We start from the raw sequence: 14467 nt of genomic DNA, 5'->3' as shown, positions 1-14467 counted from the left end.
CCACGCGCGGCGCCCCTGGCGGCGCGCCTTCATCGGGCCCGGCAGCGCGCAGGCACCTTCAGGGACCCTGCTCATCGGGCGACCGGGAAAAGCCCTCCTCGCGGCGCGCAATGGCACTGGCCAGCCCGAATTCCATGGCAAAAAGCAGGATCAGCGCGAGCATGGCCAGCGCGCCGATCGCCAACCGATAGTAGATCCACATGACGGCAAGCCGGAACATCCGACAGAGTTGTCCTATCTGCAGCGTAGATTTCCCCACGTCAAAAAGGCGCTGAGATGCCACGGCACGGTGCAAAAAAACCGTCAAAACGGGGAATTGGAAGGCTCTCGGAAGGCTCGTGGAAGGCACCGGCGATTGCGCCCGACTTGATCTGGATCCAGGCAGGGTTGCCCGCAGGGTGCCATCATGACCGTAGTGACCGCCCCCGGGCCACCCCGGCGGGGGCCGCCATGCCGACAACGATCACAGCCATTACAGGAGATAGCCGCCATGACCAACATCGTGCTCGCCACCGACGGTTCGCCCTTTTCCGACGCAGCCGCCCGCTTCATCGCCGAAGGCAAATTGCTGCAAAGCGGCTTTACCGTGCATGTGGTCCATGTGACGCCCGATGTCACCGGACAGGTACGCGCCTTCGTCAGCAAGGAAACCATCGACGCCTGGCATCAGGAAGAAAGCGGTAAGGCCATGCAGTCCGTGGCCGACATCCTCGGCGCCGCGGGCATCGCCTTCGAGCAACATGCGCTGCACGGCTTTGCGCCGGAGCGCATCGTCGCCTACGCCGCCAGCGTGGACGCACGCGGCATCGTCATGGGCACGCACGGCCGCGGCTCGTTCTTCGATGCGGTGATTGGTTCGGTGGCGGGACGGGTGCTGGCGCACGCCCCGTGCCCGGTCGTCCTGGTCAAGGCCCCGGGCAAGAAGTAAGGCAGCCGGCCTGGGCTGGCCGGTGCCAGGTCAGACCGGCCAGAGCGGCGGCTCGTCCATCAGCGCGACCTGCTCGCGCAGCTCGAGGATGCGGTCCTGCCAGTAGCGGGCAGTCCCAAACCACGGGAATGCCGCCGGAAAGGCCGGATCGCGCCAGCGGCTGGCCAGCCAGGCGCTGTAATGCAGCAGGCGCAGCGTGCGCAGCGCCTCGATCAGGTAAAGCTCACGCGGCTGGAATTCCGCGAAATCCTCATAGCCGGCCAGGATGTCGGCCATCTGGCCCTGCTGGGCGGCGCGGTCGCCTTCCAGCAGCATCCACAGATCCTGCACCGCCGGCCCCATGCGGCTATCGTCGAAATCGACAAAGTGCGGCCCGGGTGGGCGCGAACCCGCATGCGACTCCTCGATCCACAGCACATTGCCGCGATGGCAATCGCCATGCAGGCGCAACTGCGCGACATCGCCCGCGCGCTCGAAGCAGCGGCGAGCGCCATCCACGGCGAGGTCGGCAACCGCCTGCCAAGCTGGGCGCAGTTCCAGGGGAATACAGTCTTGCGCCAGCAGCCAGTCGCGCGGGGCCACCCCGAAGGTGTCCACGTCGATGGTGGGGCGTGCCTGGTAAGGATGCGTGGCGCCGAGCGCATGGATGCGGCCGATGAAACGGCCAAGCCAGGTCAGCGTATCGGCACGATCCAGCTCCGGTTCGCGCCCCCCGCAGCGGGGAAACACCGCGAAGCGAAAACCCGCATGCGCCAGCAGCGTGGCGCCGTCGCGCGCGATGGCCGGCACCGCCGGAATCTCGGCGTCGGCCAGTTGCCGCACGAAAGCATGCTCTTCCAGGATGGCGGCGTCGCTCCAGCGGCCGGGGCGGTAGAACTTGACCACCACCGGCGCGCTGCCTTCGATCCCCACCTGCCAGACCCGGTTCTCATAGCTATTGAGCGCCAGCAGGCGGCCATCCGGCTCGAAACCGGCGGCCTCCATCGCATCCAGCATCAGGTCCGGCGTGAGGCTGGCGTAGGGCACGCCATCGCCATCGATGGGCGTGCCGCCGTCGCCGGGCACCTGAAGGTCAAACCCTGAACTGGACATTGCGCGTGGCAGCCGTTGCGGAACGTTATGGAGTTAGCGCGTGGGCTTGGCGCGCTGGCCGCCCAGCAGCGCGGCTTGCGGCGCCGGACGGCGGCCGCGTGCCGCCGGATCCTGTCCGGTGCGCGGCTGCGCGGCGTGGGTGTTGGCACCGGCGCGGTTGCCGTTGACATCGCCATTGCGATCACGGTTGCCATTGCCATTGCCAGCGGCACGGTTGCCGTTGGCCTCGCCGGTGCGGTTGCCGTTGGCCTGACCGTTACGCGGGTTGCCTTGCCCGGCCGAAGCCGGGCGGCCGCTGCCCTGCGCCGGGCGCTGGCCCGGTGCCTGCGGCGCGCGGCGCTGGCCTTGCCCATCGGCCGCGGCCGGAGCCTGGCCGCGGCCTTGCGGCGCGCGTGCCGGACGTTGCTGGCGCTCGCCAGCTTCCGCTGCCGGTGCACGGCCGCGCGGCTGGCCGCCGGCGGGTGCCTGGCCGCGGCCACGGCCGCCACCACCGTTGCCCTGGCCCTGGCCGCGTGCCTGCCGGCCCTTCTGGATCGGCTCGGCCGGAATGCTCGGATCGACCTCGAAGCCCGGCAAGATGGTTTGCTCGATCTGGCGCTTGATCAGCCGCTCGATATCGCGCATCAGCGAGATTTCATCCACGCAGACCAGCGAGATCGCCTCGCCCTCGGCGCCGGCGCGGCCGGTACGGCCGATACGGTGCACGTAGTCTTCGGGCACGTTGGGGAGGTCGTAGTTGACCACGTGGGGCAGTTGGTCGATGTCGATGCCGCGCGCGGCGATATCGGTCGCCACCAGCAGGCGCAGCGTGCCGGCCTTGAACTCGGTCAGCGCGCGCGTGCGGGCCGACTGGCTCTTGTTGCCGTGGATCGCCAATGCCGACAGGCCGTCCTTGTCGAGCTGCTCGGCCAGGCGGTTGGCGCCGTGCTTGGTGCGGGTAAACACCAGCACCTGGTGCCAGTCGTTCTCGCGCACCAGGTGGGCCAGCAGTTCGCGCTTGCGCTCGCGGTCCACCGGGTAGACGCGTTGCGCCACGGTTTCGGCCGTGGTATTGCGGCGCGCCACTTCAATGGAAGCGGGGTTGTCCAGCAGGCGGTCGGCCAGGCCACGGATCTCGTCGGAGAAGGTGGCCGAGAACAGCAGGTTCTGGCGCTTCGGCGGCAAGACGTTGAGGATCTTGCGGATGTCGTGGATGAAGCCCATGTCGAGCATGCGGTCGGCTTCGTCCAGCACGAGCATTTCCACGTGCGACAGGTCGATGGTGCGCTGGGACAGGTGATCGAGCAGGCGGCCGGGCGTGGCCACCACGATATCGACACCACGCTTGAGCTGTTCGATCTGCGGGTTGATGCCCACGCCGCCGAACATCACCATGGAGCGCAGCTTGAGGTACTTGCCGTAGTTACGGACGCTTTCTTCCACCTGCGCCGCCAGTTCGCGGGTCGGGGTCAGGACCAGTGCGCGCACCGGCAGGCGCTGTCCACGCGCGGGTTCGCGGCCGGCCGAGGATTCGGACAGCAGTTGCAGCAGCGGCAGCGTGAAGCCGGCCGTCTTGCCGGTGCCGGTCTGCGCGCCGGCAAGCAGGTCGCCCCCTTTCAGGATGGCGGGAATCGCCTGCGCTTGAATCGGAGTCGGCGTGGTATAGCCCTGTTCGGCCACGGCACGCATAAGCTTGTCGGACAAGCCAAGTTCGGAAAAAGACATGAATTGACGCTTCGGCCGCCCTTTGCGCATGTGGTGCGCCAATCGCGGGGGCGACGTGAGTGAGAAAACCGAAAACCGGAAATACCGACCGGCGAAGCGAGGCGACTGCCCCCGCTTCTTTAGGAGGAAAGACCGCTAGTGTACCAGCCTGGCGCTTTCACGCGCGCGCTGCGCCCCGAGGGACGCGCGCGCCGCTGCGCTATGATGGCGGCCATCCCCCGCCTGGCCCCTGCCTGGGTGAGCCCACGCACCGCGCGGGCGCGCGCCAGCCCGGCCCAGCCCATCCCAGCCCCCGGATGCCGACACGATGCGGTTCAGGTTCATCGAAGACCAGGAAGTCACCCTCTTTACTGCCATCCCGGTAGGGATTGCCGCGGCCATCGTCACCACCCTGTTCAAGGAGGCGCTGGACGCAAGCGGCTATGTGATGTTTGGCACGCATGCCGATATCGTCACGGTATTCGCGGGCCTCGCCCTGATCTGGCGGGTGGCGATCCCGACGCTCGGCGGCGTGATCGCGGGCTTGCTGCTGACGGCGGCAGCCAAGCTCAACGCCGCGCAGCCAGGCGTCTCCGACTATATGGAGGCGGTTGCCAGCGGCACCGGGCGCCTGCCGGTGCGCATCACCTTGCTGCGCGCGCTGTCTTCGTTCTGCTCCATCGTCACCGGCAGCTCGGTGGGCAAGGAAGGCGCGATGATCCAGCTCGCGGCCCTGTGCGGATCGGTGTTTCCGTCCGCGCGCGGCGGCAGCGGGCCGGATGGCGACACCAACCTGCGGCGCATGCTCACGGCTTGCGCGGCGGCCGCCGGGCTGGCCTCGGTGTACCACACGCCGCTATCGGCGGCGGTCTTCGTGGCCGAGGTGGTTTTCGGCGCAGTGGCAGTGCAGCGCCTGATGCCGCTGTTCCTGGCTTCCGTGGCGGGCACGGTGGTCAGCCAGTTACATGGCGGCCTGCAGCCGCTCTACCCCGGCCTGACCGTGCCCGCCGACCTGCTGCATCCGCCCATGCTGCTGGCGGCGGTCTTGCTCGGCGTGCTGGCCGGCGTGTCCGGCGCCCTCTTCATGCGTGCCTCCAGCCTGGCCAAGGGTGCCTTTGCCCGGGTGCCGGGCGGCCTGGTGCCGCGCCTGGCGCTGGGCGGTGCGATGGTGGGCGTGTTGGCGATCTGGGTGCCCGAGGTGGTCGGCAACGGCTACTACACCATCCAGTCGATCTTGCAGGCGCACCCCTTGAGCGTATCGCTGGCGGCGGTGTTGCTGGCCAAGCTGCTGGCCACCGTGCTCAGCATGGGCTCGGGTGCGGTGGGCGGCGTGTTCACGCCTTCGCTGTTCGTCGGCGCGGCGCTCGGACAACTGCTGGCACCCGCCGTGCCAGGCGGCAGCGGCGCGCCGCTGCTGCCGCTGGTTGGCATGGCCGCCTTCCTGGCCGCCACCAGCCAGGCGCCGCTGATGTCGGTGCTGATGGTGTTCGAGATGACGCTGGCCCCGGCGCTGCTGCTGCCGGGCATGATCGGCGCTGCGGCGGCCTACTACACCGCATCGCGTTGCCAGACCTTGTCCTTGTACAGCGTGGTGGCAGAGCGCACCCAGGCATCCGCCGCCGCGGAGCGCGCGCGGGCGCTGACGCTGGCCGGGCTGTGCGACGCCACCGACACCGTCATCGGCCCCGAGGCCACGCTGGAGCAGGCCAGCGACAAGTTCGCCGAGACCGGCACGCGCTATCTTTATATGATTGGGCCGGATGGCTGCCTGCTGGGCGCGCTGTCGATCCATGCGGTGCAGCGTGCCCTGCGCGAGCGGCCGCACGCGGGCCTGCTGGCACTGTGCGAACGCGATTTCCCCACCCTGACGCCGGAGTCGCGGCTGCCCGACGCGCTGCGGCTGTTCACCCATCACGCGCTCAACCGGATCCCGCTGATCCGCGATACGGCCGGGCGCGAGCTGATGGGCACGGTCTCCAAGCAGCGTGTGCTGCAGGAAGCATCCGGGCTATTCTAGCGCCGCGCGGCCGGCGGGCGACCGGGTAGAATACAAGGTTGCCCGGCCCGCGCCGCCGGGGAGCAGACCTGAATCGCTTTTGTTTTCCGAACCGTTTCCGCCGGAGCCTCCATGCCAGCCAACCGTGCCGCGCGCCCTGCCCTTTTCGTTTTGGTCCGGACCGCCTTGCTAGCTGCATCGCTTGTTTTGCCCGCCGCGCTGCTGCCGGCAACGGCGTATGCGCAGCAGGCGTTGCGCGTGATCCCCGCGGACGCGGCCAAGGCCAAGCTGGTGCTCGCCGCGCAGTCGCCCAGCGCGCCACAGTCGGCCACGCTGGACGGCAAGACCGTTGGCGTGGCGCCGGGCCTGCGGCTGTTCGGCACGGACAACCAGTTGCTGCCCATCGGGGCGGTGGCCGGCCAGAAGCTGCCGGTACGGTTCAAGCTCGACCTCTACGGCCAGTTGCTGACGGCCTGGGTGCTGACCGAGCAGGAACAAAAAGCAGCGCAATAGTCGTAGTCCGGGGCGCGGCGACGCGCCGAGGCCCGGATATCTTTCGCCCCCATAAAACCCTGATGCCCCCAGGTCAACCACTGAGATCGGCACCATGAAAAAAGTCTTCGTCAAAACCTACGGCTGTCAGATGAACGAGTATGACTCGGACAAGATGGTCGATATGCTCCATGCCACCCAGGGCATGGAGAAGACAGACACGCTGGAAGAAGCGGACGTCATCCTCTTTAACACCTGCTCCGTGCGCGAGAAGGCGCAAGAGAAGGTGTTCTCCGAACTGGGCCGCCTGAAGGCGCTCAAGGCCGTCAAGCCGGACCTGGTGATCGGCGTGGGCGGCTGCGTGGCGAGCCAGGAAGGCGCCGCCATCGTCAAGCGTGCGCCCTATGTCGACGTGGTGTTCGGCCCGCAGACGCTGCACCGCCTGCCTGACATGATCAACCGCCGCCAGCAGACCGGCCACTCGCAGGTGGACATTTCCTTTCCCGAAATCGAAAAGTTCGACCATCTGCCGCCGGCACGCGTGGAAGGCCCGAGCGCCTTTGTCTCCATCATGGAAGGCTGCTCCAAGTACTGCAGCTACTGCGTGGTGCCCTACACCCGTGGCGAGGAAGTCTCCCGCCCGTTCGAGGACGTACTGGCGGAAGTCGCCGGGCTGGCCGAGCAAGGCGTGCGCGAAGTCACGTTGCTGGGCCAGAACGTCAACGCGTATCGCGGCGCCATGGGCGGCACCAGCGAGATCGCCGACTTCGCGCTGCTGATCGAATACGTGGCCGAGATCCCCGGCATCGAGCGCATCCGCTACACCACCAGCCACCCGAAGGAGTTCACGCCGCGCCTGATCGAGATGTACGAGCGCTGCCCGAAGCTGGTCAACCACCTGCACCTGCCGGTGCAGCACGCTTCAGACCGCATCCTGATGGCGATGAAGCGCGGCTACAGCGTGCTGGAATACAAGAGCATCATCCGCAAGTTGCGCGCGCTGCGCCCGGACATGTCGCTGTCATCCGACTTCATCATCGGCTTCCCCGGCGAGACCGAGGCGGACTTCGACAAGCTGATGGCGATGATCGAGGAGATCGGCTACGACACTTCGTTCTCGTTTATCTTCAGCCCGCGCCCCGGCACGCCGGCGGCCAGCCTGGCCGACGACACGCCGCACGAGGTCAAGCTGCGGCGCCTGCAGCATCTGCAGGCCACCATCGAGGAAAGCGTGCAGCGCATCAGCAAAGGCATGGTCGGCTCGGTGCAGCGCATCCTGGTGGAAGGCCCGGCACGCAAGGATCCAACCGAGCTGCACGGCCGCACCGAGAACAACCGCGTGGTGAACTTCGCACTGCCCGGCGTGCCCCAGGCCAGGCGCGACCGCATGGTCGGCGAAATGGTGGATGTGGCCATCACCGAAGCCTTCCCGCATTCGCTGCGCGGCGAAATCGTCGTGCGCCAGTAACCCACGCCCGATGCAGCCCGATGCAGCCACTCGTACCCAGATGAAAATCCCTTCAGCCGAATTCGTCGCCCCCAAGGACGACAACGCCCGCCTGCAGAACCTGTGCGGGCCGCTTGACGAGAACCTGCGCCAGATCGAGCAAGCGCTCGACGTCACCATCCAGCGCCGCGGCCATCGCATGACCGTGCGCGGCGCCTACGCCCGCGACGCCGCGGCGGCCCTTGAGCGCTTCTACAACAACGCCCGCACCGCCCTGTCGATCGACGACGTGCAGCTCGGCCTGGTCGAGGCGCGCCAGGTCGCCGCGCACGGCGGCTATGTGCCCGACGGCGCGAGCGCGGATACCGGCAGCGACGATGACGAATCCCCCGTGCTGCACACGCGCCGCGCGGGCCTGCACGGGCGCACGCCCATGCAGCGCGACTACCTGCGCAACGTGCTGGCGCACGACCTGACTCTGGGCATCGGCCCGGCCGGCACCGGCAAGACCTACCTGGCGGTGGCCTGCGCCGTGGACGCGCTCGAGCGCGACTCGGTCAAGCGCATCGTGCTGACGCGACCGGCGGTGGAAGCCGGCGAACGCCTGGGCTTCCTGCCCGGCGACCTGGCCCAGAAGATCGATCCTTACCTGCGGCCGCTGTACGACGCACTCTACGACCTGCTCGGCTTCGACCGCACGCAGAAGATGTTCGAGCGCCAGATGATCGAGGTCGCGCCGCTGGCCTATATGCGCGGGCGCACGCTGAACCACGCCTTCATCATCCTGGACGAGGCGCAGAACACCACGCCCGAGCAGATGAAGATGTTCCTGACCCGGATCGGCTTTGGCTCCAAGGCGGTCATCACCGGCGACACCACCCAGATCGACCTGCCACGCGGACAGAAGAGCGGGCTGGTGGAAGCCCAGCACGTGCTGCGTGAAGTGCGCGGCGTGGCCATGACCCGCTTTACCAGCACCGACGTGGTGCGACACCCGCTGGTGGCGCGCATCGTCGATGCCTATGACGAATATCACGCTCAACACCGAGACGCTTAATCAAACGCCCAATCGTGAACGCAAAATCCTCCTCCCCCGCCAGCCTGATCCTGTTCGACGCCGAAGGCCGCGCGCGCAAGACCCAGGCACACGCCCTGCGCGTGCAACTGCCTGACGGCCGCAGCATCACCGTGGACCTGTCGCAAGCCGCCGACGGCGTCGTCGCGCTGCTGGCCGAGCACACCGACGACCGCCAGCAGGCCGGCCTGCTGGTGCGCCCGGACAACCACGACGCCTTGTCGGTCGCCGTTACCGCCACGCCTACGGTCACCACCACCGGCACACCCGCCACGCCGCCATCCCTGGAACTGGCACTGCAATATGGCGAAGGCATCAAGGGGCAGCGCGGCCTGCCGACCCAGCGCAAGGTCCAGACCTGGGCCAAGTCCGCGCTGTACGCCGATGCGACGCTCACCATCCGCTTCGTCGGCGAGGAAGAAGGCCGCAGCCTGAACCGCAGCTACCGCGGCAAGGACTACGCGACCAATGTGCTGACCTTCGCCTATGCCGAGCACGAGTCCGACCCGGTCAGCGGCGACATCGTCCTGTGCTGCCCGGTAGTGGAGCAGGAAGCCCGCGAGCAGAAAAAGTCGCTTGAAGCGCACTACGCCCACCTGATCGTGCACGGCGTCCTGCATGCGCAAGGCTACGAGCACGAGGAAGATGGCGAAGCGGAAGAAATGGAAGCCATCGAGACGGAAACGCTGCAAGCCCTAGGCTACCCGGATCCGTACCTGGCCAACGGCAACACCAAAATCAAGGACTAGGTGTAGCCGTGTGACCCGCCCCCAGGCGGCGAACACCCAAGCGCGATGCGAAGCGAGCCGTGAAGGTGTGCCAAGGCCGTATGGGGCGCCTCGGGCTTCGGCGAAAAGAGCGGAAAAGAGGGACCCATGTCTGAGTATCGCCTTAAGGCGATGCGAGTTTGGGTCCCGGCCGCTCTTTTCGTCGAAGCCCGAGGGGGTGTCGCCCCATCCGGCGCGCCTTCTTTGCCTACTTTCTTGGCAAGACAAGAAAGTAGGTCGCCGCCCCGCAGGGGTGGTGAAACCGCAGTTGCAGTTAAGCGGTTGCAGTTGCAGTTGCCCTTGACGTCAATCCAGCTGAAGCCAATTTTCCTGTCGCAGTTGCCATTCCAAACCCCACCAAACCTCCCCCATCACTGCCCCCAAACCCTTTTAGTGTATCCTTCAACCGATATCCACCCCGCGCTCGTCGCGCCATGAACGACCCTTATCCCAGTTCGAAGTCAGCCGACCGTCCCCGATCCCTGCTCGAACGGCTCTCGGATTTCATCTCTCCGGAGCCCGACTCCCGTGCCGAATTGCTTGAGGTGCTCCAGGATGCGCATGCGCGCAACCTGATCGACGCCGACTCGCTTTCCATGATCGAAGGCGTGTTCCAGGTATCCGAACTCACCGCGCGCGACATCATGGTCCCCCGTGGCCAGATGGACACCGTCAATATCGCCGACGCGCCGGAGAGCTTCATTCCCTTCATGCGGCAGACAGCGCACTCGCGCTTTCCGGTCTATGAAGGCAGCCGCGACAACATCATCGGCATCCTGCTCGCCAAGGACCTCTTGCGGTATTACACCGATGAAGAGTTCGACCTGCGCGAGACCTTGCGCCCGGCGGTGTTCATTCCCGAGTCCAAGCGCCTCAATATCCTGTTGCGCGACTTCCGCATCAACCGCAACCACATCGCCATGGTGGTGGACGAGTACGGCGGCGTCGCCGGCCTGGTCACCATCGAGGACGTGCTGGAGCAGATCGTGGGCGACATCGAGGATGAGTTCGACCTCGACGAAGACCACGACAACATCGTGCAGCTGCCCGATGGCAGCTGGCGCGTGCATGGACTGACCGAAATCGAGCAGTTCAACGAAACCTTCGGCACGCAATTCTCGGATCACGATGTCGATACCGTGGGCGGCTTGCTGAGCAACCACCTGGGTCACGTGCCGCATCGTGGCGAAGTGGTGGTGTTGCCGCCGATGCGCTTCGAAGTCCTGCGTGCCGACGCCCGCCAGGCGCACCTGATGCTGGTGCGCCGCGAGGCCCCGCTCACCCCGCCCGACGTGGACGGCGCATGAAGCGCCTTGTCCAGGCATGGTCCGGCGCCGCTAGCGCCGGACGTGACGACGCGCGCGGCGTGAGCCTGCCCCGCCTGCTGCTGGCTGCCGTGCTGGGCGTGGCCCATACCCAGGCCTACGCGCCGCACACCTGGTGGTGGCTGCAACTGCTGGCACTGGCGGGCCTGGTGGCACTGGTCGCCGATGCGCCGCGCACCCGTGTCGCGGCCGCCACCGGCTACGCTTTCGGCCTCGGCTGGTTCCTCTCCGGCATCTGGTGGCTCTATATCAGCATGCACGTCTATGGCGAGATGCCGGCGTGGATGGCGATGCTTGCCGTGCTGCTGTTCAGCGCCTTCCTCTCGCTCTATCCGGCACTGGCCGCCGCCACGTGGCACTGGCTGGCTGCCCGCCGTACGCGGACAACCTCATTGGCACTGCTTGCGCCACTCGCCTTTGGGGCGGCCTGGGGGCTGTCGGAATGGCTGCGCGGCGTGGTCTTCACCGGCTTTCCGTGGCTGTCGAGCGGCTACGCCCATACCGATGGCCCACTGGCCGGCTTTGCGCCGCTGGTGGGCGTCTATGGCATCGGCGCGCTGGCCGCGACCGTGGCCGCCTTGCTGGTGGCCGCCGCGCGTGGCTTTGGCCGTGGTCGCAATGAGCACGCCAACCCGCATGGCATGCGTGCCGGCGCGATCGCCCTGGCGGCCGCCGTGGCGCTGCCGCTGGCCGGCGCCGCGCTGGTGCCGATCGCCTGGACCACGCCTGCCGGCAAGCCCATTTCGGTGCGGCTGCTGCAGGGCAACGTAGCGCAGGACATCAAGTTCGAGCCGGTCGGCGTGCAGCGCTCGCTCGAGCTTTATCGTGACCTGATCACCGCCGCTCCGGCCGATCTGGTCGTGACGCCGGAGACGGCGTTCCCGGTGATCCTGCAGGACCTGCCTGTGGACATCGCCATCGCGGTGCGCGATTTCACCGTGGCCAGCGGTACCACCGTGCTGTTCGGCGCCGCCGGCGCGGATTCGCCGGTCGATTTCACCAACAGCGTCTTTGGCCTGGGCCCGTTGACCGAACGGCTGTACCGCTACAACAAGCACCACCTGGTGCCGTTCGGCGAGTTCATTCCCTTCGGCTTCCATTGGTTCGTGGACATGATGAAGATGCCGCTGGGGGATTTCCGCCGCGGCGGGCTGGACCAGGCGCCGCTGCCCGTGCGCGGCATCCTGGTGGCGCCCAATATCTGCTACGAGGATCTGTTCGGCGAGGAAATCGCCGAGACCCTGCGCAGCCAGAAGGTGCCGGCCAATATCCTGGCCAACGTGACCAACCTGGCGTGGTTCGGCGACACCATCGCGCTGGACCAGCATCTGCAGATCTCGCGCATGCGCGCGCTGGAAACGCGCCGGCCGATGTTGCGCTCGACCAATACCGGCATGACGGCCGTGGTGACGCCGGACGGCGTGGTGGCGGGACAGCTGCCGACCTTCACCGTCGGCACGCTCACCGCCAATGTGCAGGGCACGCAGGGTTTCACCCCCTACGTGCGTTGGGGCAATGTACCGGCGCTGGCGGCATGCCTGCTGGTGCTGGCACTGGCGGCCTGGCGCCGCCGCCGGCAGGGCTGACGGCGGGCGGGCGGGCCTGCGCCGGGCCAGTCGTCAGGCAGACGCCCCCGCTGCTACCGATAGCAAGGCGGCGGCAATCATCACTGCAATGGCGACGAGATAAGGCCTGCGAGAAAGTAGCGACATGACCGGTGTCCCCGTAACTGGATTGATTCAAACGGTTGCGGCTGTTATGCACAGCTCTGCCTAATACTGTATACAAAAACACTAACGGCCAGTATCCGGCAGGCCTTTAGCACCCTTCGGTGTTTACCCGATTCGTTGCAAAACGCCGACACCACATGCCAGCCCCGCGGGCGGGATTGGACGCCCTGACGTATGCAAGGGCCGTGCCGATGGCTGGCGGCGGCAAAAAAACCGATAGAATTCAGGGTTTGGCACGATCTTCGTGAGGCGCCGCGGCAACTTTGCCGCCACGCCGTCCGCCCTTGCTTGCTGGCCTGCGTGCAGGCCCTTACTAGTCTTCGCCTATGCTGACCTTCCAACAAATGATCCTCACCCTGCAGGCCTACTGGGACCGGCAGGGTTGTGCACTCTTGCAACCTATCGATCTGGAGGTCGGCGCCGGCACCTCGCACGTGCACACCTTCCTGCGCGCGATCGGCCCGGAACCGTGGCGAGCCGCCTATGTGCAGCCGTCGCGCCGCCCCAAGGACGGGCGCTATGGCGAGAACCCCAACCGCCTGCAGCACTACTACCAGTACCAGGTGGTGCTCAAGCCGGCCCCCGAGAACATCCTGGAGCTGTACCTCGGCTCGCTGGAAGCGCTGGGCCTGGACCTCAAGCAAAACGACATCCGCTTCGTCGAGGACGACTGGGAGAACCCCACCCTCGGCGCCTGGGGCCTGGGCTGGGAAGTCTGGCTCAACGGCATGGAAGTCACTCAATTCACGTACTTCCAGCAGGTTGGCGGCATCGACTGCAAGCCCATCACCGGCGAGATCACCTACGGCATCGAGCGCCTGGCGATGTACCTGCAGAAGGTCGAGAACATCTATGACCTGGTGTGGACCGAGTGGGAAGAAAACGGCAAGACGCGCCGCCTGACCTATGGCGACGTCTATCACCAGAACGAAGTGGAGCAATCCACCTACAACTTCGAGCAGAGCAACACCGAGATCCTGTTCCGCCACTTCGCCGAGTACGAGTCCGAGGCCAAGCGCCTGATGGGTGCCGCCGAAGCCACGCAGCAGGACGCATCGGCCGAAGTCACCAAGCGCCTGGCGCTGCCGGCCTACGAGCAACTGCTCAAGGCCGCTCACACATTCAACCTGCTGGATGCGCGCGGCGCGATCTCGGTCACCGAGCGCGCGGCCTACATCGGCCGCATCCGCAACCTGTCGCGGCTGGTGGCCCAGGCCTACTACGACTCGCGCGAGTCGCTCGGCTTCCCGATGTGCGACCGCGAGGCCACCGCATGACCCGCACAGCGCGCAGCGCGCTATGCCGAGGCGCTGCCCTGGCACTGCTGGCCTTGGGAGCGCATGGCGCCGCCCAGGCCACCGCGCCGATGCCGAGCCCGCAAGTGCTGTACCTGCCGGCCGACCTGTCCAATGTATGCGAGGCCAATCCGCAGGCCCTGCAGCAGGCGATCGACCGGCACTGGCATGGCGCTTTCGGCCCGAACAACTCGCTGGACCAATGGACCCAGCTGGTGCGCACGTTCTCGTGCGATCTCTCGGGCTCCAAGGACCTTGGCTGGCACCGCGTGCCGCTGCGCGCCTATGAAAGCGCAATCCGCTACCCGCTCTCGTGGATTGAGACCGAGACGGTCAACGGGCGGGTGCGCAGGCAGATCAGGACATACTACTCGGCCGCGCAGCTGCCACCCAGGATCGACTTCTGGGTGAGCGGCCGCATCGACGAGATCCGCTACGACAAGCGGCTGCGCCGCCTCGATGCCCGCTTCTTCGCGCCTCGTCCCGCCCCCGGCGGCCGTGGCAGCAGCGCAAGCAACGGCACCAATGGCACCAGCGCAGACACGCAGTGCGTAGCAACCACGCTGCAATTCCGCCAGCAAAACGGCCTGTGGCTGTTGTCCGGCGTAGAACCTACTATTGCACCGCGCTGCTAAAG

General features: G+C 66.9%; 13 protein-coding genes. 10 read left to right on the top strand and 3 right to left on the bottom strand.

Going from position 1 to position 14467, the window contains the following annotated elements; all coding sequences use genetic code 11:
* Nucleotides 1-58 precede the first annotated feature (58 nt).
* Nucleotides 59-220 carry a hypothetical protein gene (locus AC1RQC_RS03640; RefSeq protein WP_492882467.1) on the bottom strand — a complete coding sequence of 54 codons (162 nt, stop codon included), beginning with the start codon at nucleotides 218-220 and terminating at the stop codon, nucleotides 59-61.
* Between the two features lie 270 nt (nucleotides 221-490).
* On the opposite strand from AC1RQC_RS03640, the gene AC1RQC_RS03635 reads away from it, so the two are divergent.
* Nucleotides 491-928 (top strand): universal stress protein, encoded by a 438-nt coding sequence (locus AC1RQC_RS03635; protein ID WP_183034476.1) that lies wholly within the window; start codon nucleotides 491-493, stop codon nucleotides 926-928.
* A gap of 30 nt (nucleotides 929-958) precedes the next feature.
* On the opposite strand, the gene AC1RQC_RS03630 is transcribed toward AC1RQC_RS03635, so the two are convergent.
* Both AC1RQC_RS03630 and AC1RQC_RS03625 read right to left on the bottom strand, forming a co-directional pair.
* Nucleotides 959-2020, bottom strand: a complete 1062-nt coding sequence (locus AC1RQC_RS03630) for a serine/threonine protein kinase (protein ID WP_492373762.1) — start codon at nucleotides 2018-2020, stop codon at nucleotides 959-961.
* A 33-nt stretch (nucleotides 2021-2053) separates the two neighbouring features.
* Nucleotides 2054-3724: a DEAD/DEAH box helicase gene (locus AC1RQC_RS03625; protein WP_492373761.1), complete on the bottom strand. Its 1671-nt coding sequence runs from the start codon at nucleotides 3722-3724 to the stop codon at nucleotides 2054-2056.
* Between the two features lie 307 nt (nucleotides 3725-4031).
* Here AC1RQC_RS03625 and AC1RQC_RS03620 point away from each other — a divergent pair, with 307 nt between their 5' ends.
* The 9 genes from AC1RQC_RS03620 to AC1RQC_RS03580 all read left to right on the top strand — a co-directional run bounded on the left by AC1RQC_RS03620 (nucleotide 4032) and on the right by AC1RQC_RS03580 (nucleotide 14465).
* Complete coding sequence (locus AC1RQC_RS03620) at nucleotides 4032-5720, top strand: ClcB-like voltage-gated chloride channel protein (protein WP_492373760.1); 1689 nt, start codon at nucleotides 4032-4034, stop codon at nucleotides 5718-5720.
* A gap of 111 nt (nucleotides 5721-5831) precedes the next feature.
* The gene (locus AC1RQC_RS03615) at nucleotides 5832-6212 is read left to right on the top strand and encodes a hypothetical protein (protein WP_492830763.1); all 381 of its coding nucleotides are present in this window, start codon (nucleotides 5832-5834) and stop codon (nucleotides 6210-6212) included.
* Nucleotides 6213-6306: 94 nt separating this feature from the next.
* Nucleotides 6307-7659 (top strand): tRNA (N6-isopentenyl adenosine(37)-C2)-methylthiotransferase MiaB, encoded by a 1353-nt coding sequence (miaB, locus tag AC1RQC_RS03610; RefSeq protein WP_492882466.1) that lies wholly within the window; start codon nucleotides 6307-6309, stop codon nucleotides 7657-7659.
* Nucleotides 7660-7699: 40 nt separating this feature from the next.
* Entirely contained in the window at nucleotides 7700-8695 is a 996-nt protein-coding gene (locus AC1RQC_RS03605; RefSeq protein ID WP_043343789.1) for a PhoH family protein, read from the top strand.
* A 14-nt stretch (nucleotides 8696-8709) separates the two neighbouring features.
* A complete protein-coding gene (gene ybeY / locus AC1RQC_RS03600; RefSeq protein WP_492882465.1) occupies nucleotides 8710-9462 on the top strand; it encodes an rRNA maturation RNase YbeY in 753 nt (250 codons plus the stop codon).
* 452 nt (nucleotides 9463-9914) lie between these two features.
* A complete protein-coding gene (locus AC1RQC_RS03595; protein ID WP_174427760.1) occupies nucleotides 9915-10787 on the top strand; it encodes a CorC family transporter in 873 nt (290 codons plus the stop codon).
* Nucleotides 10784-12391, top strand: coding sequence for an apolipoprotein N-acyltransferase (gene lnt / locus AC1RQC_RS03590; protein WP_492882464.1), 1608 nt, complete (start codon nucleotides 10784-10786; stop codon nucleotides 12389-12391). The genes AC1RQC_RS03595 and lnt overlap by 4 nt, the downstream gene beginning before the upstream one ends.
* A 470-nt stretch (nucleotides 12392-12861) precedes the next feature.
* Entirely contained in the window at nucleotides 12862-13812 is a 951-nt protein-coding gene (glyQ, locus tag AC1RQC_RS03585) for a glycine--tRNA ligase subunit alpha (protein ID WP_492376002.1), read from the top strand.
* Nucleotides 13809-14465, top strand: a complete 657-nt coding sequence (locus AC1RQC_RS03580) for a hypothetical protein (RefSeq protein ID WP_492376003.1) — start codon at nucleotides 13809-13811, stop codon at nucleotides 14463-14465. Before glyQ ends, AC1RQC_RS03580 begins: the two co-directional genes overlap by 4 nt.
* The last annotated feature ends 2 nt before the right edge of the window (nucleotides 14466-14467 follow it).

The sequence above is a fragment of the Cupriavidus sp. GW822-FHT03E04 genome (genome assembly GCF_058801495.1).
This window is presented reverse-complemented; position numbering and strand designations above follow the sequence as displayed.